At 57.1% G+C, this 18747-nt stretch carries 22 protein-coding genes; all 22 read right to left on the bottom strand.

All coding sequences use genetic code 11. The features are described 5' to 3' along the window. On the bottom strand, nt 1-425 hold a 425-nt coding region (locus tag M7F93_RS07875; protein ID WP_298171582.1), incomplete at its 3' end, for an EscU/YscU/HrcU family type III secretion system export apparatus switch protein. Nucleotides 426-451: 26 nt separating this feature from the next. Beyond that, complete coding sequence (gene fliR, locus M7F93_RS07870; protein ID WP_298171579.1) at nt 452-1243, bottom strand: flagellar biosynthetic protein FliR; 792 nt, start codon at nt 1241-1243, stop codon at nt 452-454. Next, nucleotides 1240-1512: a flagellar biosynthesis protein FliQ gene (gene fliQ, locus M7F93_RS07865; RefSeq protein WP_298171576.1), complete on the bottom strand. Its 273-nt coding sequence runs from the start codon at nt 1510-1512 to the stop codon at nt 1240-1242. Before fliQ ends, fliR begins: the two co-directional genes overlap by 4 nt. A gap of 11 nt (nt 1513-1523) precedes the next feature. Then, nucleotides 1524-2312, bottom strand: a complete 789-nt coding sequence (gene fliP / locus M7F93_RS07860; RefSeq protein WP_298171574.1) for a flagellar type III secretion system pore protein FliP — start codon at nt 2310-2312, stop codon at nt 1524-1526. Further along, nucleotides 2234-2773, bottom strand: a complete 540-nt coding sequence (gene fliO, locus M7F93_RS07855) for a flagellar biosynthetic protein FliO (protein WP_298171572.1) — start codon at nt 2771-2773, stop codon at nt 2234-2236. Before fliO ends, fliP begins: the two co-directional genes overlap by 79 nt. Nucleotides 2774-2784: 11 nt before the next feature. Next, nucleotides 2785-3273, bottom strand: a complete 489-nt coding sequence (gene fliN / locus M7F93_RS07850; protein ID WP_298171570.1) for a flagellar motor switch protein FliN — start codon at nt 3271-3273, stop codon at nt 2785-2787. 3 nt (nt 3274-3276) lie between these two features. Then, nucleotides 3277-4284, bottom strand: coding sequence for a flagellar motor switch protein FliM (gene fliM, locus M7F93_RS07845; RefSeq protein ID WP_298171568.1), 1008 nt, complete (start codon nt 4282-4284; stop codon nt 3277-3279). Between the two features lie 38 nt (nt 4285-4322). Beyond that, nucleotides 4323-5558 (bottom strand): flagellar hook-length control protein FliK, encoded by a 1236-nt coding sequence (locus tag M7F93_RS07840; protein ID WP_298171567.1) that lies wholly within the window; start codon nt 5556-5558, stop codon nt 4323-4325. A 69-nt stretch (nt 5559-5627) separates the two neighbouring features. Beyond that, nucleotides 5628-6074 (bottom strand): flagellar export protein FliJ, encoded by a 447-nt coding sequence (gene fliJ / locus M7F93_RS07835; protein WP_298171565.1) that lies wholly within the window; start codon nt 6072-6074, stop codon nt 5628-5630. A 5-nt stretch (nt 6075-6079) separates the two neighbouring features. Next, complete coding sequence (locus tag M7F93_RS07830; protein ID WP_298171563.1) at nt 6080-7465, bottom strand: FliI/YscN family ATPase; 1386 nt, start codon at nt 7463-7465, stop codon at nt 6080-6082. Next, nucleotides 7462-8184 (bottom strand): FliH/SctL family protein, encoded by a 723-nt coding sequence (locus tag M7F93_RS07825; RefSeq protein WP_298171561.1) that lies wholly within the window; start codon nt 8182-8184, stop codon nt 7462-7464. The genes M7F93_RS07830 and M7F93_RS07825 overlap by 4 nt, the downstream gene beginning before the upstream one ends. Nucleotides 8185-8200: 16 nt before the next feature. Continuing rightward, nucleotides 8201-9211: a flagellar motor switch protein FliG gene (gene fliG / locus M7F93_RS07820; protein WP_298171559.1), complete on the bottom strand. Its 1011-nt coding sequence runs from the start codon at nt 9209-9211 to the stop codon at nt 8201-8203. Continuing rightward, nucleotides 9189-10913: a flagellar basal-body MS-ring/collar protein FliF gene (gene fliF, locus M7F93_RS07815; protein WP_298171556.1), complete on the bottom strand. Its 1725-nt coding sequence runs from the start codon at nt 10911-10913 to the stop codon at nt 9189-9191. The genes fliG and fliF overlap by 23 nt, the downstream gene beginning before the upstream one ends. A gap of 34 nt (nt 10914-10947) precedes the next feature. Beyond that, nucleotides 10948-11271: a flagellar hook-basal body complex protein FliE gene (gene fliE / locus M7F93_RS07810; protein WP_298171585.1), complete on the bottom strand. Its 324-nt coding sequence runs from the start codon at nt 11269-11271 to the stop codon at nt 10948-10950. Nucleotides 11272-11326: 55 nt separating this feature from the next. Further along, nucleotides 11327-12703: a sigma-54-dependent transcriptional regulator gene (locus M7F93_RS07805; protein WP_298171552.1), complete on the bottom strand. Its 1377-nt coding sequence runs from the start codon at nt 12701-12703 to the stop codon at nt 11327-11329. Next, nucleotides 12703-13911, bottom strand: coding sequence for a sensor histidine kinase (locus M7F93_RS07800; RefSeq protein WP_298171550.1), 1209 nt, complete (start codon nt 13909-13911; stop codon nt 12703-12705). The genes M7F93_RS07805 and M7F93_RS07800 overlap by 1 nt, the downstream gene beginning before the upstream one ends. Continuing rightward, entirely contained in the window at nt 13911-14981 is a 1071-nt protein-coding gene (locus M7F93_RS07795) for a sigma-54 interaction domain-containing protein (RefSeq protein WP_298171548.1), read from the bottom strand. Before M7F93_RS07795 ends, M7F93_RS07800 begins: the two co-directional genes overlap by 1 nt. A gap of 11 nt (nt 14982-14992) precedes the next feature. Next, nucleotides 14993-15553 carry a PilZ domain-containing protein gene (locus M7F93_RS07790; protein ID WP_298171546.1) on the bottom strand — a complete coding sequence of 187 codons (561 nt, stop codon included), beginning with the start codon at nt 15551-15553 and terminating at the stop codon, nt 14993-14995. A gap of 30 nt (nt 15554-15583) precedes the next feature. Further along, complete coding sequence (gene fliS / locus M7F93_RS07785) at nt 15584-15961, bottom strand: flagellar export chaperone FliS (protein ID WP_298171544.1); 378 nt, start codon at nt 15959-15961, stop codon at nt 15584-15586. A gap of 18 nt (nt 15962-15979) precedes the next feature. After that, a complete protein-coding gene (gene fliD / locus M7F93_RS07780; RefSeq protein ID WP_298171541.1) occupies nt 15980-17920 on the bottom strand; it encodes a flagellar filament capping protein FliD in 1941 nt (646 codons plus the stop codon). A gap of 31 nt (nt 17921-17951) precedes the next feature. Further along, nucleotides 17952-18359 (bottom strand): hypothetical protein, encoded by a 408-nt coding sequence (locus M7F93_RS07775; RefSeq protein ID WP_298171539.1) that lies wholly within the window; start codon nt 18357-18359, stop codon nt 17952-17954. 69 nt (nt 18360-18428) lie between these two features. After that, nucleotides 18429-18747: flagellin (locus M7F93_RS07770; RefSeq protein ID WP_298171537.1), on the bottom strand; the 319-nt coding region annotated here is incomplete at its 5' end.

The following is an 18747-nucleotide window of genomic DNA, read 5'->3' as shown; positions in this document are numbered from 1 at the left end:
CCATGTTTGGAAACTATTTTTTGCAGGCCGCTGATGGGATCCATACGCGTAAAATCTGGCGCCATCGACTGGAGACTGAACACCCAACCGCCCACCAGCAGGCCGGAAGCTATCACGGCCGCCATCAGGATAATAAAAAACGGCACTATCAATTGGGCGGTTGCCCAGCACATAGCGGCGAAATGACGGAGCATATCCTGCGGATCGGTCATTACCTGCGTAGAAAGATGTAAGCCAGCATAAAGAAATCCCGCAATGCTTTGATAAATGATGTCTGCAAATCCGAAAAACAAGCTGGCCGAAACAATCAGGAGGGCACTGGTAGACAACTCCCTGGAGCGCGCGACCTGACCCTTCTTGCGGGCGTCGTCGCGGTGTTTAGGGGTCGCCGCTTCAGTGCGTTCCTGAGCATTGTCTTCGGCCATGGCCCGTTATGTCCTCCGCCGGGAATTCATGGTCGTGCTGCCAAGAACATCGCCTGCCCGGCGGTGTCCATAGACAGGTTGAGCAGATGCCGGACGATCATGGTCATTGCCGGCATAAACACATCCAGGGCGAGGATGCCGAGTCCCAGCAGAATAGGAAAACCAATCACAAAAATATTGAGCTGTGGCGCCAACTTACCCAATACGCCTAAAGCAATATTCACCAATACCAGCGTGCCTAATACGGGTGCCGAAATAGCGAGGCCCAGGGAAAAGATGATAGCCCCCTCCTCCACCAGAAAATGCCAGGCCGAAGGGTTGAGACTGAGCGTCGCGGTAACCGGCAGTAAGGTAAAACTGCGCATGAGCGTCGCCAGCACCAGTAACTGCCCGTTCATCGCCATGAAGAGCAGCAACACGAGCAGATTGAGAAAGTTTGACAGCGTTGGCACCTGTACACCGGTTGTCGGATCGAAAAAACTGCTGAAGCCCAGACCCATCTGCAGGCTGATGACGGAACCCGCAAATTGTATGGCACTAAAAATCACGGTCACGGCAAAGCCCAGCGCCGTACCGATGAGAATTTGCTGGATCAGCAATATGAAGCCCTCACCCGATAAAAAATGTACTGCGGGCATGGGTGGCAAGGCGGGGGCTATGGCCACGCTGATCAGTAGTGCCAGCCCTACCCGTACCTGAATCGGTACTTGCGTGGCACTGAATACCGGTGCCGCAGACAGCAGTGCCAGGATACGGATAAAAGGCCAGAAGACCAGACCGATCCAGTGCTCCAGTTGCAGGGTTGTAAAGTCAATCATTGGTTGATCAGGTGTGGGATATCATGAAATAAACGAATCGTAAAATCCATGATCAGATGCAGCATCCACGGACCGGCGATTGCCAGTACCAATCCCATGGCGAGCACCTTGGGTACAAAACTTAAAGTCATTTCGTTGATCTGGGTGGCGGCCTGGAAAACACTCACCAGCACACCGACGAGCAGCGCAACCCCCAGCAGCGGGGCAGATAACAGGAAAGTGGTCCACATAGCTTGCTGACCAACCGTAACAATGCTCTCAGGAGTCATGGGTGCATACCTTAGTGAATAAAACTCTGTACCAGCGAACCGATAACCAGATCCCAGCCGTTCACCAGCACGAAAAGCATCAACTTGAAAGGAAAAGACACCGTCACCGGCGATAACATCATCATACCCATGGACATCAGCACGGCAGCGACCACGAGATCAATAATCACAAAGGGGATGAAGATCAGGAAGCCAATCTGAAAACCGGTCTTCAACTCCGAGGTGACAAAGGCCGGAATGAGCAAGGTCATCGGGGTATCCGCCGGGGCCTGCAGTTGCGGATGCCCGGAGAGCCTCACGAAAAGCGCAAGATCGTCAGGTCGGGTCTGGGAAAGCATGAAGGTACGCAATGGCCCTTCGGCTCTGGACATGGCCTGGGTAATATTGATCTGGTTCTGGGTGAGGGGTTGCAGGGCGTCGGTGTTGAGCTTCTGAAACACCGGCGCCATGACGAAAAAGGTCAAAAAGAGCGACAGACCGACGATGATCTGACTGGGCGGCATCTGGGTCGAACCCAGGGCCTGCTTGAGCAAAGAAAGAACGATGATGATTCGAGTGAAGGCGGTCATCATCAAGAGCATGGCGGGCAGGAAGACCAGCGCCGTCATGAAAATCAGTGTCTGGATGCTGAGACTGTATTCGGTACCACCGCCTACTGCGGGGCTGGTGGTAAAAGCAGGCAGGCCACCCGCAAGGGCGACCCCCGGAATACTCAGGCCGATCAGACCGAGGGTGGCAATCCGGAAGCGGGTGGTGGCGCTGCAGGGTCCCCACCGGGGGGTTTGCTGAATTGGTTCCATGGCCCTTGCTTGCGCCTCTCCATCGCGCTGCGCAACCAACCGGCAAAAGCCGCCGGTGCATTGCTGGTGGTGTCCGGCAGCACTGTTTCCAAAGTGTGCAACAGGGTAATCCCTGCCGGTGTCACACCAAGAAGCAACTGCTGCTCTCCCACCTGTACTAGCAAAAGGCGTTCCCGCGTACCCAGCGGTAGTGACGACACCACTCGCATGCCCCCAAGCTGACCGCTGGCCAGCCCGGGCTGTAGATGCTTCAGCAACCAGATCACGCCGAAAAACAGGAGGAGAACCAGTATCAGAGCGGAAAACAATTGGAGAATGGCAGACCAGGAGAAGACACTCTCCGGCCCCATGCCGGTACTTGTATCCGCCCAGATGGTCGGGCTCCACAGAGCCAGGAACACACCGGTCAGTCGGATTTTTGACGCTCCCATGGAGGTAACTTTGACACTCAGACCAGGCATAAAAATGTTGCTCAACGGAGTTTCTTGGCCCGTTCGGCGGGGCTCACAATATCCGTAAGGCGAATGCCAAATTTATCATTTACCAGCACGACTTCACCCTGCGCAATCAGATAGCCGTTCACCAATACGTCCATCGGTTCACCGGCGAGGCGCTCCAGTTCGACCACCGAGCCTTGTGCCAACTGCAAGAGATTGCGAATCTGAATTTTGGTACGTCCCAGTTCTACCGAGAGCGTTACTGGGATGTCGAGAATCATGTCCAGATTCTGCGCCTGGGTGCCCTGGCTGGCTGCAGTAGCAGCGTGCAACTCAGGAATCGGCGCAGGCATGGCCTTAGCTGATGTTTCGCTGGGCGCTGGCCGGTCATCCGCCACAGGATCAGGAGCGCTGCTGGCTTCGTCCTGCTCCGCCATGGCTGCTGCCCAGTCCGCCATAATATCATCGGCTGCGCTATTATCCACCGCAGGTTCTGCGTCTGCTGGTTTTTGTTCTTCCGCCATGGTTCAACTCTCCAATGCCGCCATCGCGGCTTGTCCTGCTTCGATTTCGGGACAGAGATGCTCTATCACCTGAACGGCATATTTGCCGTTAGACATCCCATAACATCCTGAAAACACAGGGATACCATCTATTTGCGTGATCACCTTTTCCGGCATCTCGATGGGGATCACATCGCCATCGCGCAACGCCAGCAACTGCCGCAGCGTCAGGTGCATCTGCACAAACTGCGCCTCTATCTCCAGTTTGGCCTCCTGCATTTCGTCCTGCAGCGACTGGACCCAGCGGCGGTCTACCTCGGAACGGTCCGCCATCGTCCCGGCCGTAAGCTGATCACGCACCGGCTCGACCATGCCATAAGGAAGGCAGATGTGAAAGGTGCCGCTTCCGGATTCCAGCTCCACGGTGAAAGTAGAGGTGATCACCACTTCCGTCGGCGTCGCAATGCTGACAAACTGTGGATTGACTTCGGAACGTGTCAACTCCGGGTTCAGTGAAGCCACCGGCGCCCAGGCTGCCTTAAAATCCTTGAACGCCAGATCCAGCAGCCGTTTGATGATACGTTGTTCCAGCGGAGTGAACTCGCGACCCTCAATGCGCGAATGGAAGCGTCCGTCACCTCCGAAATAATTATCTACCACCGCGAAAATCAGGCGGGGATCAAAGACGAACAAGGCTGTCCCGCGCAACGGCTTAATTTGCACCATATTGATATTGCTGGGCACGACCAAATTACGGATGAACTCGCTGTATTTGATCAGTCGTACCGGACCAACCGATATTTCTGCCGTGCGCCGCAAAAAGTTGAAGAGACTGACCCGCCACAAACGGGCAAAGCGTTCGTTGACCACCTCCAGGGTGGGCATGCGTCCGCGCACAATACGATCCTGATTGGCGAGGTCATAAGCCCTCACTCCCCCGGGCTCGGGTTCCGGCTCCGTAACGACGTCGCCACCTGCCATCCCCTTGAAAAGGGCGTCCACTTCATCCTGAGAAAGAATATCCTGGGCCATGGGGTCACCGTATCGTTAGCGGCACTGCTTTGCAAGAATCATGCAAAGGTATTCACCAACCCCAACTGCATCCGTACCGCCACGGGCAACATATTATGCGCTCCCGCCTCATCCAGCGCTGCAATACGGGGAGATGTCGTGGATTTGCCCCGGGCAAAAGGCCGTCCTCCACTATCGGCACTCACGCTGGTCTGCGTCAGGCTCATACCCGCTGCAGCAAAACTCGCCTGCAGTTGCGGGATGGCGGTGGAAATGGCCTCCAGCACCTCCGGGTGCGCCGAACTGAAAAAGGCATTGGTCTGACCATTCTGCTGAATATCCAGATGCACTTCCAGGGGTCCCAGATGTGGCGGGTTAAGATGCAATGTAGCTTGCTGCACGCCCTGCCCCAGCAAAAACTGGACTTGCTGCCCCAGCGCCTGTCCCCATTGCGGATTACTGCCCACAGGCGGCGCGACCACGGCCACTGCAGGGATGGGTGCCGCAGTTGGAGCCACCCCGCCTAAAACGGTCATATTGGGCAGGGCAGCGCCGGGATGGCCGACGCTGTTCAAATCAGGACTTTTGGTGAGCGATGTCATCCATGCACTTGTTGCATTATTTTGAACTGCGATGGCTTCTGCCGCCTGCACCAGCAAGGGGTGCGGCGCGTGGGCATCGGCGCTGTTACCCACCAGCGTCGGCAACGTATTCAGTGGCGCTTGCGGTATTATGTTGCTCTTTGAATTACGGGCGTCAGTTGTTTTTGATGCATTAGCCGCCAGAATACTTGGGGGCGTAATGCCGGACCCTTGCGCTACGGCAGTTCCTATAGTCAGCGGTTCTGCAGCGTCTGTCGTACTCGCAGGGAATAGCGGAACAGTATTGTTCGCCATATCCGTGCCCGCCTTTTTATCTTTTTGCATGTTGACCACGTCCGGTTTACCCGCTTTCACAACAGTAGTACTTAGTGGCTCTAGCGCAACAGGTTGTATCCCGACGGGTAGGAGGGGCGGCAAGGTATTGCCATCCTTTGCTGCAAGCTGATCTTTATGAAGAGACGTATCAGACGGCTTTTTTGTCGCCGAATCGGGCTCTTTCCCCTGGGGCTTCGTCGGCGCGTGAGTGGAACCAGTGGCGGAGGCAGTTGCCTGCACGGTCTGCTGACCGGCCATCACTTGAGCAAAACCAAGGGGGTCTCCTTTGTTCTGGATATTCTGCCCGCCAGTCGATACACCGACCGTAGCGCTGGGCGTAAGGGGAGTAACCGATGCACTCATGATTTCTGCGGCCATACCGGTACTTCCTCAGAGGGAGTTCTGCACTATTCTCAGCAAAAAACATACCAAAAATTTAAGCCACCGCTAACGAAACATGCGCAACACGGGTGATCGCGTCGCCCAATCATCCAGTTCTTTTTGTATTTTCCGCAATTCCAGTTGGCGCTGCTCCATTTCCAGACGCTGAGCAAGCATTGCCAAGCCTTTCTCCCGTCCCCGGGCAGCCACCCACTCCCTTTGCAGACAGTTTACCTGCTGCTCTTGGTGCTGAAGGTTCTCCCGTTGCAGCCTGAGCACTTGTTCGAGTTGCGCGATAAAATTACGCATCTCCATAGCCTGTGTGCTGAGAATGCCGACGCATTCGGCAGCAGCAGCCTGCTCCCGATACTGTGCCAGATAATTCTCCAGCAACTGAAGCTTATTCTGCACTTCACGGAGCAGCGCGCGCTGCCTGCCCAGCGTCAGGGCCAGCTCTTTTTGCCGTTTATCTGCATCTTCACGGAGGTAGAGGAGCGTGTCTTGGCGGCTCATATTTTTTAATCCGGGGTACTGCCGAAAGCTTCGTCCATATAGGGGGACATGACCACTGCGAGTTGTTCCTGACTGGCTCCAAGGGAAACGGACTCCCGCTGATCCTGACGCAGGAAAGCCACTATCCCCGGATAAGCGCGTATGGCCTGGTCGAGCAGCGGTTCCATGCCTGGCGTATAGGCACCAACCGCAATAAAATCCTGCTGGTCGCGATAGCGACTGTAGAGGCGTTTGAGCAAGTGCAAGCGACTCAACTGCAGTGGCGGCACAATATTCGGCATCACCCGGCTGATAGAGGCTTCCAGATCAATCGCAGGATACTGCCCCTGTTCAGCGAGGCTGCGAGATAATACCAGATGTCCGTCGAGCACCGCCCGTGCGCTATCGGCAATCGGGTCTTGCTGATCATCGCCCTCCATGAGCACTGTGTAAAATGCTGTAATACTACCGCCACCGTCCGGACCATTGCCGGCACGCTCCACCAAAGCCGGCAAACGCGCAAACACCGAGGGTGGATAGCCACGCACGGCTGGCGGTTCACCTACAGCCAGAGCAATTTCCCGCTGTGCCATAGCATAACGGGTCAATGAATCCATGAGCAACAACACATGCTGGCCCTGACTGCGATAGTATTCGGCAATAGCGGTTGCCAGATGGGCACCCCGGATACGAGTCAACGCGGGGACGTCAGCTGGCGCCGCCACCACCACGGCCCGGCGCAGACCTGCCTCACCGAGAATATCCTCAATGAACTCCTTCACCTCACGGCCACGCTCACCAATCAACCCAACCACGATGATGTCGGCATTGGTATTGCGCGCCATCATCCCCAGCAGCACGCTTTTGCCAACGCCACTGCCGGCAAATAGCCCCATTCGTGCGCCTCGGCCGATGGCAAACAAGGCGTTGATGCTGCGCACCCCCACATCCAGGGGCATCCGGACCGGGGCACGCTGCATCGGGTTGATAGCCGTTCCCAATAAGGGTACCCGTGTCTGACCCAGAATGGGGCCACCGCCATCCAGCACATGGCCTTGTCCGTCAATGATCCGGCCCAGCATATACGGGCTCACCCCCGCCTGAGCTTCTCCCGACAACGGTTGCACTCTGGCGCCCGGGGCCACTCCGTGCAAGTCGCCTGCAGCCATTAACTGCAGGCGTCCATTCTGAAAACCTACCACTTCGGCATCAATACCCCGCTGCTGGGCGGCATCCACACGGCAGCGGGTACCAATGCTGGCATCAAACCCTTCGGCCTCCAGCACCAGCCCCACCATCCGCACCAGACGTCCGCTGGGTAATAGAGATAACGGCTGCTGCGGCAGACGCATGTGCATATCCCGGAGATAGTCGCCCCAAGCGCCCTGGCGATCGGCAAAGGCCAGCGTCATGTCGCCAACTCACCGAACAGCTGATCCAGGGTTTCCCGCCAGCGAGTCTCTAAACGCAAATCCAACTGCGTCGCGGCATGATCCATGTCGCGCCCCTGCCAACGACGATCAGGACGCGCGGTGTCGCCGTCCAGATGGGCCGTTAGCAATACGCCACCGCGTTCCAGGTCCGTATCGCCCCTCAACACTACACCATGCTCCCTCAGTTCCGGCATCAGGCGTTCTACCATGGCCAGATCATCGGGATGCATGCGGATGCTCGGCTGCGCACTCCATACCGGCACGACCCGCAGTGCCTCACGCAACAAGGGCAACAACAATTCCGGCTGGCTCCGCAGTTCGTGGCGGATCACCTGTCGGGCGATCTCCAGCGCCAGGGCCAGCAAGGACTGTTCGACACGGATATCCAGTGCATCCAGTGGCGCGTTAAAGTGCTCCAATAACTGTTGTAGTGCTTGACGTTCGGCAAACGCTGCCGCCGCGCCCGCGGCATAACCCGCTGCATATCCGGCCTGCCGCCCCTCTTGCTGACCTTCCTGTTCAGCCTGTGCATAGATCGCCTGCAGTTGCTCAGCGGTGGGTAAGGCCACTCGTTGCGGAGAAATGACTTCTTCTGCCGGTACCAGCGCCTGCGCTGCGACAACCGTCATATCCGGCAACTGCCAGCGCTGCAGATTGACAATCGCATCGCGGGAAATCACTTCCTGTGACAATTTCATGCGTCTTCCCCGGCTCTCACAGCATAGCCTCGCTATTACCGGCACCCAGACTGATCTGTCCTGCCGCATCCAGGCGCGTGGCAATCTGCAAAATTGCCTTTTGCGCAGTCTCCACCTCACTCACCCGTACCGGCCCCTTTGCCTCCAAGTCATCCCGCATCATCTCTGCAGCACGTTTGGACATGTTGGCGAAGAATTTTTCACGCAGCGCCGGACTGGCACCTTTGAGGGCAGCGACGAAACCTTCGGACGGAATTTCCCGCAGCAATACTTGCAGACTGCGATCATCCAGTTTGATGAGATCGTCAAAGACAAACATCTTTTCCTGGACCTTTTCCGCCAATTCGCCGTCATTTTCCCGCATCTTGTCAAGGATACTCGTGGAGAGACTGGTTTCCAGCCGATTAAGCACATCCGCCGCCGCTTTCAGACCACCCAGGCTGGCCACCTGCAAGCTCTGGGATTCTCCCGACAACTGCTCTTCCAGAATTTCATTGAGCTCGCGGATCGCGGCGGGTTGCACTGTCTCCAGACTCGCCAGGCGCATCATCGCCTCACCGACCAGCCGCTCCGGCAGATAATGAATCACTTCGCCGGCTTGCTCCGGCTCCATGTATGCCAAAATCATCGCCAGCACCTGGGGATGTTCAAGCTTGATCAGATCAGCAATGGATCGGGCATCCATCCATTTAAGATTCTCCAAACCATTGGCGTCACCACCATGGAGAATACGATCGATGAGGGTGCCCGCCTTATCGGCACCCAGAGCCTTGGTCAGCATGCTGCGGATATACTGATCGCTGCCCACCCCCAGGGAGGTCTGCCGCTCCAGACGCAAGCGAAAATCTGCCAATACTGTCTGCGCCTGATCGGTGGAAACATGGGACATGCGCGCCATAGCTGCACCCAGTTTCTGTACTTCACGAGGCCCCAGATGGCGCATCACCTCTGCCGCCTCGTCCTCCCCCAGACTCAGGAGGAGAATCGCGCTACGGTCAATACCGTTAAGATCCCGATTCGCGGTCATTGGCCAACCACTCCTTCACCACCTGCGCGGCACGCGCCGGATCTTGCATGACCAGTTGCCGCGCCACGTAAAGATCAGTTTCCAGCGGGTTGGTCGGCAATGTCACCGTTTCATGGTTGACCCCAGCGGGAGGACTTACCCGTGGCATGCCGGCCCCTGCACTTGCCGTGCCTTGTGCCCCCGGAGGGGGCGTTTCGTCGTCTCGGCCGCCCACCGCATCCATTACCGGCTCTTGCCGGATGCGGCGGCGCAGCAAGGGTCGCACCACCCCTGTATAGAGCAATAGAACGACAAACAACAGTACCAGGTAACGTAACCCACTGTTCATCAGGGCGAGGAACCAGGATTGCTGCCACCAGGGCAGTGCGGTTGCCGCTGACTGCGTAGTAAAGGGCATGTTAACCACTTTCACCGTATCACCGCGTTTAGCGCTGTACCCAATAGCGTCTTCCACCAACTGCTGCACCTGCGCCAGTTGGGCGACAGTCAGGGGTTTAGCATGGACAGCGCCCAAGCTACTCACAGTCACCTGGTCATCCACCAGAACCGCCACTGACAGGTGTTTGACATTGCCCACCGGTTGCACCGTATGGACGATGGTTTTATCAACATCATAGTTTGTCGTGTTATCAGCGCTACTTTCGGTCGGCGCCAGCATTTTGAGAGTGGGCGCGATGGCAACCAGCGCGGCAGGCGACATCGCTGAGGCTACCGAGGCCACCAGCGGTGCAATAGCCATCCCCGGGGGTTGATTGGACAACGCGCCCGGTACGCCGTAGGGTCCAGAACCACCCGTGCCACTGGTGACATGTGTCTGCTGGCTGAGGATTTGTCCCTTGCCATAGCTGACTGAACTACTCTCACTCTTGGCGAAATCAATGTCCGCAGAAACCGCCACCCGCACCCCATTGTGCCCCACGATAGGTGTCAGGATTTCCTGGATACGCTTTTCATATTGATCATCAACCTCACGCTGATAGGCCAGTTGCGAAGGCTGCAAACCAGCGTCGGCATTCGTGTGAGCGCTCAGCAAGTCACCGTGCTGGTCAACCACGGTGACATTCTTATCCAGCAGACCGGGTACGCTGGCCGATACCAGATGCACGACCCCTGCCACTTGCGCGGCGCTTAGTACCCGCCCTGGATAAAGCTCCAGCATCACTGATGCCGTAGGACTCTCCTGCTCACTGAGAAACACGGAGGGCTTAGGGATCGCCAGATGCACCTTAGCGCTTTCCACTGCCGAGAGGGAGGCTATTGTCCGCTCCAGAGAGCCTTCCAGCGCCCGCTGATAATTGATGTGCTCAACAAATTCGCTGGTACCCATGGGTTCGTGGTCCAGCAACGCGAAACCAACACTCGCCCCCTTGGGCAGCCCTGCTGCGGCGAGCTTCATCCGGGTTCCATAAACAGCACTGCCAGGCACCGAAATAACCGCACCACCATCGCTGATCTGGTAGGGAATATTGAGTTTTTGCAGCTCGGCAATAACCTGACCGCCATCCCGGTTAGAGAGATTGGTATAAAGGACTTTATACGGTGGTTTACCATCCCAGATAAAGGCCACAATCAACACAGCCAACACCGCAGCGAGGATCGCCAACACCGTAAAACGGCGATTAGGCGTCATTTCCTGCCAGCGCCGCTGAGCTTCCGCAGCACCCCCGGAGAGGGTAGTGGGTCTTGCCGCTTCAGTGGCCATGCGTCAGTCCTTGGTCGCTGTCAATCGCACCTGATCAGGCTTGAATATTCATGATGTCTTGATATGCAGATACCAGTTTATTGCGCACCTGAAGCATCGTCTGGAAAGAAAGACCGGCTTTTTGCGAGGCCACCATCACCTGACTGAGGCTCGTCGACTTATCCCCACTGGAAAATTGCGATTGCAACGCACTGGATTTGGCCTGCAAGTCATTCACTGAGTTCACCATTCCTTTCAGAGTACTGGCAAAATCACCCTCACTGCCGGTGGACGGAGCCGAAACCTTCATTCCTTGCGCCTGATCGGCAAGGACCCGCAATTGCGTCAAAAGGGAATCCAGCGAATCTACACTGCTCATGGCTGCACCTGCTCTATCCATTGTCGCGTTTTAACAAGCAAAATACGCGCCATCATTAACCCAGCTCCAGACCGGCTTCGCGAAAGCGCTGCAATTTGTGGCGCAGGGTACGCGGACTGATCCCCAGGCGCTGCGCCGCCAGCGTTCGCGAACCCTGACTTTGACTGAGGGCCTGGGCGATGGCTTCCCGTTCATGGTGCGCACGCAGATCATCCAGCATGAGACCATCCGCAGCCGGCATTTCAGACCTCTCTGTGGAGCAGAACAGTTCCGGCTCCGCAGCGGGAAGAGCAGGCACTGCTGCGCCAATACCGAGTTCAGCGACCTGAATTTCTTCATCCAATGCCAGAATAGCCGCGCGCTGCAGGGCGTTCTCCAACTCGCGGACATTGCCCGGCCATGAATAAACCTGCAGCGCCTGCTGAGCGATGGGATCAAGCCGCTTTACTGACAAACCCATCTGCTGACAATGCTGCGTCAGCAGATGTTCCGCCAAAGGCGCAATATCTGCCTGCCGCTCCCGTAAGGGTGGAACCAGGATGGGAAAAACCTGCAAGCGATAATAGAGATCCTCACGAAAATGTCCCTCTGCCACCATCGCCTTGAGATCGCGGTTACTGGTCGCGATCACCCGAATATCCAGGGTAATGGTCTGCTTGCCTCCGACCCGCTCCAGCTCCCGTTCTTGCAGGACCCGCAACAGTTTGGCCTGCAGCGCAAGAGGCATCTCCGTCACTTCATCCAGCAGCAGCGTGCCGCCCTGAGCCTGCTCAAACTTCCCGGCACTAGCCTGACTGGCACCGGTAAATGCACCTTTTTCATGGCCAAACAAAGTGGCCTCCAGTAAGGTATCGGGAATGGCAGCGCAGTTTACCGCGACGAAGGGTCCGCTTTTGCGCTTACTTTGCTGATAGACATAACGGGCAAGCACTTCCTTACCGACCCCACTTTCGCCGGTCAGCAGAACAGTCGCATCCGTCGCGGCCACCCGCCGCGCCATTTCCAGCGTTACCTGCATAGCTGCGGATTCTGCGACAGGGCCACTGTTTCCGCGACCGATCGGCCGACGGACCTGCTGACGGATTTTGTCCAGCAAAACGTCCATCGCAAAAGGTTTAACAAGGTAATCCACGGCGCCGTTCTGCAGGGCCTGAACAGCCTCCGCGATGGTTCCCCAAGCCGTCATCATAAGTACCGGCGGACTTTCATGACGCCCACGCAAAGATTTGAGCATGGCATAACCATCCATGGGCCGCATCTGCACGTCACTCAGAATCAAATCAAAGGCGGCCGCACCCAGCGCCACCAATGCCGCCGCACCATCTTCGGCACGCTGCACCCGATAATCATGATCCTCCAACCCCTCTTGCAAAGCTTCGGCAAGGTGATCGTCATCTTCTACCAGTAAAATCCGCGTTTGGTAACAACCCATCACAGCTTCTCCTGCATTATCGCCCCACTAGACAGCGGCTGCGGTGGTTGCCAGAGCGGGAGTCGCACAACAAAACACGCTCCGCCATTGGCCGCCGCCTCAATTTCCACCGTTCCACCCATGGACGCCACAAAATTACGGGTGATGGCCAGACCTAGGCCGGTGCCATCACGACGGCTGGTATAAAAGGGCATAAATACTTTTTGCCGATCACTCTCTGCAATACCCGGTCCCGAATCACTAATGGTCAGGATCAGATCACCTTCCCCGCTGCTGTGCACACTGAGCAACACGGCACTTGCAGGGTGGCTGTAGAACAAGGCGTTATGCAACAGGTTCGCCAGCACGCTTACCCAGGCAACCCGGCTTCCCGTCAAAAACCAGTCAGGCGGTACCGGCGGTATTTTTAAACCGACATTTTTTTGACGGAAGAGCAGATCAAATTCTTGCTCCAGACCCGCCAGAATTTCCGCCACTGCCACCACACCGTGATCTTGTTCAGCGCCGCGCAAAAAACGCAACATGGCGTCGATGGTCGCTTCCAAGTGCTGCAGACGCTCCATGGCGCGCTGTTGCTGCTTGTGAAAGCGCTCTTCACCGCGTCCATAGGTCATCTGCGAAACCGAGAGGAGTGTTGTGGAGAGCGGTGTACGGAGTTGATGGGCCAGTCCGGCCATGGTCTCGCCCATGGCCGCCAGACGCTCACGACGCTGGGCCGCCTCTTCCAGGACCCTTGCTGAAGTTACATCCTGCAAGAGAATGATCTGCCCCCCTTCCCCCGGTAAGGCATTAACCGCTACCGTCACGCGCAGACCCGCTGCGCCGGTTGCACCTTGCAGAACCCATTCATGAGGCCCTGATTGTGAGTGCAGGGCCTGCACCCGCCGCCAATCCGCACCTCGCAGATCCGCGCCCAGAATACGCCGTGCCTCGAGATTCATCTCCATAATGACGGACACATGGTCTACTACCAGTACCGCCCCCGGCAGCATCTCCAAAAGCATGGCCAGGCGTTCACGCATCCGTTCCTTTGCTGCCAATTCCTCGCGGAGACGGGTATTCGCGTCGGCCAACTCCGCGCTGAGCCGCTCCACCTCCTGCTGGAGGGCACCATAAGCTTCAGTGAGTTCTTTGGAAGCCTGATTAAAGAGCGAAAAAGCCTCCATCAAACTGGCGGCATCCGGGCCAGTCTGCTCGCCCGGCACCATCAGTTGCTGCACTCCCGCAGGCTGGCCAGGGAATATTTTTTGAGCTTCTCGACCAGCGTGGTGCGACGCAACCCCAGCCGCTGGGCGGCACGTGCCACCACCTGATCACAGGCGGTCATGGCCTGGAGTAGCAAATCCTTTTCGATATCCTCCAGATGCTGTTTGAGATCAAAAGGCTCGTCGGGCAAGGTGGCCATCGGCTCTGACCAGATAGCGGCAAGACTTTGCCGCTCTTCCTGCGCGATGTCCTCAACACAGGCACGAAAGCGCGCGGGCAAATCGGCAGCATCAATCCGCTCACCACCATGCAGGATGGCCAGGCGCTCCGCAAGATTCTGTAATTCGCGGACATTGCCCGGCCATGGATAAGCATCCAGCGCGGCAAGGCTAGCCTCCGACAATACTACCGGCCCATGGCCCTCTTCTTCCAGGCGCTGCAGAAAATGCCGGAACAGGAGGTGAACATCACCGCTGCGATCACGCAATGGTGGCACTTCCACGGGAAAAATATTGAGGCGATAATAGAGGTCCTCGCGGAAAGCACCATCGCGAATACGCTCTTCCAGATTGCGATGGGTTGCTGCCAGCACCCGTACATCAGCCTGAAAACTGCGTGAGCCCCCTACCCGCTCAAAATGTCGCTCTTGCAGAACACGCAGCAATTTTACCTGCATCTGCGGGCTCATCTCGGCAATTTCATCCAGGAAAATGGTGCCGCCCTGGGCCAGTTCAAAGCGGCCCTTACGGGTCACCAATGCTCCCGTAAAAGCTCCCTTTTCATGGCCGAAAAGCTCACTTTCCATGAGCGCCTCAGGGATTGCACCACAGTTGATGGCCACAAAAGGCCCGTCCCGACGCGAAGAATGACGGTGCAGGCACTGCGCAATCACCTCTTTGCCGGTGCCTGATTCGCCGAGAATCAGTACCGTACTCTCGGTCCGGGCCACCTTCCCCAACATCGCCGTCATGCGTTGCAGAGCAGGACTGCTGCCTATCAACCCACAGTCTGGTCTCGACAGATTTCGCCTTTCTGGAGCGGATACGTTTTTTTCGATTGTTTCAGCGCACATAAACTGGTCGATCACTCATTCGTTGGGTGGTGCTGATCTTTAACGCGCGCCACGGCACGCCGATGATGACGGAATATTAGTCGATCCAGTGATTCCTGCACACGGCTATCCAAATGAAAGTGCAGATGGCAGCGGGAATGGGCATCACTAGTGCCTGCGGGCGCGGATATGGGCTGCATCGTACCTGGCAAAAGCAAAGGCATCGCGATGCGCGGCCGTAAAAACAGGGCGATGCAGGTTTTGCTATGTGCAGCAGGGAAAATGGTGGGATCGGAACAGTCCCAATACAGATCGGCGGAACCCAGAATGCACGCGTAACTGGGCGGCGTCGGCCCCGGCCCCTTGATGCCCGCACTAACCAGGAGCAGCAGCAAATCCACCTTGGTCTCCAGATTGCTCAGCCCTTCGTGCCCCTCTTCATCATTACTGGCGGGATGATCATCCATCACCAGCAGGGCGCGCAACAAAGCGAGGTTATCGGCCATCAACGCACTGCAGGCGCCCGCGTCGCCGGGCCACTCACCCAAGGCCAGAGGCAAATGGCCCTGCAGCACTACAGCATGTTCGGTCATAGTTCCTCCCGAGGCGGGAAGGACTATGCGTCAGGCGCGCTCCAGCAATCCCCGCCAAGCGTCGCGCAAATCCTCCACCACCGGACGGCAGGCATCCAGTGCCTGCAGATCATCAAAAATATTGGCTTGTGCCAACTGATTTAACAGGAAACGGTAAAGACTGTCGAGGTTTTGCGCAATTTCGCCGCCGTTCTCGAAATCGATGCTGGCAAGCAGGTGGGCGGCGAGCTGATAGGCCTTGTCCATGGATTGCGCTTTGGTCGTCAGATCGCCCTCTTCAATAGCCCGCCGCGCTCGCCGCAGATATTCGAGAATACCGTCAAGGCCGAGCAGGACCAGTCGGTCGCTGGACAGGCCCTGATTACCCACCTGTCGATAGGCCTGCATAGCCGTTGTCGCTACACTCATGATGTGATTCTCCTCGAATTAACCACTGGTAGGGCTGGAGCTCGAACCAGTGGAGTAAAAGGCATTGAGATACTGGCCAATGGACTGCAACTGCGAAAGCTGCGACTGCATCGCGGCGAACTGCTGGGTCAGCAGGGCGGTCTGATTCGATGCCGATTGTTGCAGTGTCGTGATTTGCGCGCTGAGGCCATTGATGGAGGAGGCAATGCCGTTCTGCGCCGCCGCCACAAAACCGTTTTGACTGCTGAGCGCTTGGGTCAGCAGGCTGTTCATCTGCTGATAGAGGCCCTGGCTCACGGTCACCGTGCCCAGGTTGCCGGTCGTCGATCCCATTACCTGCAACTGCAACCCCAAGGCGTTTCCTGGGCCGGTCACCGTCAGATTCTGACCGACGCCACTGGTGGTCTCGGCATTGACCGTACCTGTCACATCCGTCCCGGAGGCCGCCAGACTGCTGGTACCGATGCCCGTCCCGCTGGCCCCCGCCGCCACGTTGGAGACCACGCTGAAACTCTGCGCGCTGCCGTAGGCATTGGACTGAATCTCCAGATAGCCATTCTGGTTACTGGCGGTGAGTCCGGTGACCCCGGATTGCTGCAACGTGTCATTGATGGTGTTGACGATGGTGGCGAGGCTGCTTCCGGAGGCCAGCGACACCACCACCGAACTGGAGCCGGAACTGATGGTCAGGCTCTCACTCTGGGCGATACCGCTCGTTGGTACCGCCGCGCTACCCGACACCGTGGCCTTGGTCGCCACCTGACTGACGTTGAGGGCGTAGGTACCCGCCTGCGTACTGCTACCGGCGCCGACATACTGCACGTTGGCGTTGCTGGTGCTACCCACCTGCCCGAATAGGCCGGCGACACTGTTGAAATCGCTGTTGAGTGCGGTGCTGAGGGTACTGGTGTTGAGACTGATGGTACCGCTGCTGGTCAGGCCAAGCCCAACGCTCCCCAAAGAGTTATAAGCGCTGCCGGAGGCCACCCCGACCCCCTGCCCCGAGATCAGGTTCAGTAGCTGGGTGCGCAAGCCCTGCACCGAGGCATCGCCGAGCAGCGGTCCGCCGGAACCGGCTTGCGCATTGTAAGCCGTCAGCTGATTGATGGTGCCCATGGTCTTGTTAAAGGCGGTGGTGAAGCTTTGTACCGCGCCGACGAAAGCGGAATTGCTGGCGCTGACCTGCAGCGTGGTGGAACCGCTGGCCTGCAACAAATTCAGGGAAACCCCCGGAATGGCGCCAGAAATCGTGTTGCTGGAACTGGTCACCGCCAGTCCGTTGATACTTACCCCGGCATTCTGCGCCGCCTGACTGAGGGTCATACCCGAACCGCCCGAACTACTGGAACTATAACTGAGATTCGCCAGGCTGCCCGTCGCACCACTGGTGGTGACACTGAAAGCGCTGCTGGCCCCGGTGCCAGTCCCGGTGAGGGTCAGTCGATAGCCGGTGCCATCATAGACCACCGCCGCGTTAACGCCGGTATTAGCCGTGTTGATAGCGCTCGCGATACCGTCCAGCGTGTTATTGCTGGAGCCGATGGCCACATTCGTTACCGCCCCACTGCCCACCTGTATCTGCAGGGTCCCGGTACCCACAGCAGCGCTGCTGGCACTACTGAAATCCTGGGAATAGATACTCTGTGACTGCGCCAGCACTATGTTGCTGAGGCTATAACTGCCGGTAGCGGCATTGGCGCTCACTGTGGCTGTTGCGGCATTATTATTGGAAAGACTGACACTACGGTTATTGACGCTACTGAGGTTTTGCAAACTGCTCATGGAGGACTGCAGACTGGACAAGCTGCTCTGCAACGTACCCCAGGCGCTCAACGTCGTCTGATAGGATTGCTGCTGACTCTCCAGCACCATAATCGGCTGCTGATAGGCCGCGCTGAGGTTGCTGATCAGCTGCTGGACGTTAATCCCACTGACCAGACCCGACAATGATACTGACATGATCGTTGCTCCCCGCCTGCTTTAACTTCGCTCAGGCCTTTTCACTCATCAAACTGCCCGGTGATACGGTACCCGCCGTTGCTGCGCTCTTTAATATTTGCTGCACGGGCACGTAGTATTTAAAAAATATTTGCTTGGTCGCTTTATCACTGAGCATGATCAACACCTGACCGGGGTGATTACCATTCGGATCAAGACCCGCTTCTAAGGTTATCGAAGAACTTGCCGGTATTTTTTGTTGTAACTTTTTAATCGCGGCATTCAACTGTTCCATCGAGACTTTCTGGATAGTTGCCGCGGATGCCTGACCCCTTTTGGGCATAGCCGATGTGGCCAACTGCACGGTTTCCTGCGACTTTCCCGCGACATTTGTGACACCGTTTCCGAACCCCGTCTGCAGATTAGGTGAATTACCATTACGAATAAGCGTTGCATCCATGAGGCACCTCCGCCAAGCGAAACCCCTCCCGGCGTTTGCCGGGAGGATAATCACCAAGCCCTTTAACTTTTACGGTATGAGCTTAAGAAAGCTCTGCTGCAAAGAGTTTTCCTGCGCCAGGGTGGAAATACCGGCCTGTTGCAGAATCTGGTACTTAGTCATCTGCGACGTCGCCTGCGCGATATTCGCATCCTGCACCACCGACTGCGCCGACTGCAGATTGGTCGCGGTGGTCTGGTCGTTGGCGACCGAGGCCTGGATCCGGTTTTGGATGGCACCGAGAGCACCGTTCTGCTGGTTCAGATAGTTGATCGCCTGGTCCATGATGCCAATAGCCTGTTGCGCACCAGCTGCCGAGCTCACATTGACCGAGGAAACCGACGAACCG

This window comes from Acidithiobacillus sp. (genome assembly GCF_027322205.1).
Lineage (GTDB): Bacteria > Pseudomonadota > Gammaproteobacteria > Acidithiobacillales > Acidithiobacillaceae > Acidithiobacillus.
Note: the sequence above shows the minus strand (reverse complement) of the source record. Positions and strands in the feature narration are given on the sequence as shown.

Excerpts from the sequence above, each read along its gene's own strand:
- fliR (WP_298171579.1), bottom strand. The coding sequence starts at position 1,243 with ATGATTGACTTTACAACCCTGCAACTGGAGCACTGGATCGGTCTGGTC.
- fliQ (WP_298171576.1), bottom strand. The coding sequence starts at position 1,512 with ATGACTCCTGAGAGCATTGTTACGGTTGGTCAGCAAGCTATGTGGACC.
- fliP (WP_298171574.1), bottom strand. The coding sequence starts at position 2,312 with ATGGAACCAATTCAGCAAACCCCCCGGTGGGGACCCTGCAGCGCCACC.
- fliO (WP_298171572.1), bottom strand. The coding sequence starts at position 2,773 with ATGCCTGGTCTGAGTGTCAAAGTTACCTCCATGGGAGCGTCAAAAATC.
- fliN (WP_298171570.1), bottom strand. The coding sequence starts at position 3,273 with ATGGCGGAAGAACAAAAACCAGCAGACGCAGAACCTGCGGTGGATAAT.
- fliM (WP_298171568.1), bottom strand. The coding sequence starts at position 4,284 with ATGGCCCAGGATATTCTTTCTCAGGATGAAGTGGACGCCCTTTTCAAG.
- M7F93_RS07840 (WP_298171567.1), bottom strand. The coding sequence starts at position 5,558 with ATGGCCGCAGAAATCATGAGTGCATCGGTTACTCCCCTTACGCCCAGC.
- fliJ (WP_298171565.1), bottom strand. The coding sequence starts at position 6,074 with ATGAGCCGCCAAGACACGCTCCTCTACCTCCGTGAAGATGCAGATAAA.
- M7F93_RS07830 (WP_298171563.1), bottom strand. The coding sequence starts at position 7,465 with ATGACGCTGGCCTTTGCCGATCGCCAGGGCGCTTGGGGCGACTATCTC.
- M7F93_RS07825 (WP_298171561.1), bottom strand. The coding sequence starts at position 8,184 with ATGAAATTGTCACAGGAAGTGATTTCCCGCGATGCGATTGTCAATCTG.
- fliG (WP_298171559.1), bottom strand. The coding sequence starts at position 9,211 with ATGACCGCGAATCGGGATCTTAACGGTATTGACCGTAGCGCGATTCTC.
- fliF (WP_298171556.1), bottom strand. The coding sequence starts at position 10,913 with ATGGCCACTGAAGCGGCAAGACCCACTACCCTCTCCGGGGGTGCTGCG.
- fliE (WP_298171585.1), bottom strand. The coding sequence starts at position 11,271 with ATGAGCAGTGTAGATTCGCTGGATTCCCTTTTGACGCAATTGCGGGTC.
- M7F93_RS07805 (WP_298171552.1), bottom strand. The coding sequence starts at position 12,703 with ATGGGTTGTTACCAAACGCGGATTTTACTGGTAGAAGATGACGATCAC.
- M7F93_RS07800 (WP_298171550.1), bottom strand. The coding sequence starts at position 13,911 with ATGGTGCCGGGCGAGCAGACTGGCCCGGATGCCGCCAGTTTGATGGAG.
- M7F93_RS07795 (WP_298171548.1), bottom strand. The coding sequence starts at position 14,981 with ATGTGCGCTGAAACAATCGAAAAAAACGTATCCGCTCCAGAAAGGCGA.
- M7F93_RS07790 (WP_298171546.1), bottom strand. The coding sequence starts at position 15,553 with ATGACCGAACATGCTGTAGTGCTGCAGGGCCATTTGCCTCTGGCCTTG.
- fliS (WP_298171544.1), bottom strand. The coding sequence starts at position 15,961 with ATGAGTGTAGCGACAACGGCTATGCAGGCCTATCGACAGGTGGGTAAT.
- fliD (WP_298171541.1), bottom strand. The coding sequence starts at position 17,920 with ATGTCAGTATCATTGTCGGGTCTGGTCAGTGGGATTAACGTCCAGCAG.
- M7F93_RS07775 (WP_298171539.1), bottom strand. The coding sequence starts at position 18,359 with ATGGATGCAACGCTTATTCGTAATGGTAATTCACCTAATCTGCAGACG.